Here is a 986-nt window from a genome sequence, read left to right on the forward strand (position 1 = left end):
AACCATAGAATCTCCCACACCGGTAGCGATGCGCTCAAGACCTGTGCTGCACGTGTGGGGCCCGGCTTGCCGACGACAGGGCCGCAACAGGCTGTAGAAAACGTTTGCGAATATCCCGGCCCGACACTCAAGTATTCGCCCGCGACGCCGATTCACTGGCACCAGCGTCCCGGAAGAGGGCGCACTTCCCGTCGATAGAAAGCGGGCGGTCAGTGTGATCAGGACGATCCCGGCCTCTTGCCAGGAGCTTCACATGTCTCAACCCCGTGCCCGCATAGCCTCGCAGCTCGGTGTCGCCCTCGCCATCGTGCTGGCGCTGGTGATTTCCGGCAGTACCCTGTTTGCCCTGCGTTCGCTGGACGATGCCAACCTCGCCACACGCCAGGCGCACCTGGGCAGTGAAGCGCGCCTGCTGGCCGACCAGCTCGAAACCTTCCACAGTTCGCTCAAGGACAATACCCAGCGCCTCAGCGGGTTGTTCGAGCGCCGCTTCGCCTCGGGCCTGTCGCTGCATGCCGGTGAAACGGTGCAGGTCGCCGGGCAGGCAACACCGGCGCTGTACCTGGGTGATCATTTGCTGAACAACGATTTTCAGCAGGTTGACGAATTCCAGCAGATGACCGCTGGCATCGCCACGCTGTTCGTGCGCAGTGGCGAAGACTTCGTGCGCATCAGCACCAACCTGAAGAAGCAGGACGGCAGCCGCGCCATCGGCACTCAGCTCGACCGTCAGCACCCGGCCTACCGCAAGTTGCTGGCCGGGCAGATGTACGTTGGCCGCGCCGTGTTGTTCGAGCGTAACTACATGACCCGCTATGTGCCGGTAAGTGACGGCAACGGCCGGGTAATTGCCGTATTGTTCGTTGGCTTCGACTACACCGATGCGCAGAACACCCAGTTTGCCAACCTCAAGCGTTTCCGCATTGGCCAGACCGGTTCGCTGGCCCTGCAGGACGAGAACGGCCAGTGGCTGGTGCCACCAGCCA

General features: G+C 62.5%; 1 protein-coding gene. It reads left to right on the plus strand.

Annotation, left to right across the window (positions count from 1 at the left end; genetic code table 11):
• Positions 1–253 precede the first annotated feature (253 nt).
• Positions 254–986 (plus strand): Cache 3/Cache 2 fusion domain-containing protein (locus G1E_RS29735; RefSeq protein ID WP_047150048.1); only part of this gene is annotated, 733 nt, incomplete at its 3' end.

It is taken from the genome of Pseudomonas sp. TJI-51, from assembly GCF_000190455.2.
In the GTDB taxonomy this organism is placed as follows: domain Bacteria; phylum Pseudomonadota; class Gammaproteobacteria; order Pseudomonadales; family Pseudomonadaceae; genus Aquipseudomonas; species Aquipseudomonas juntendi.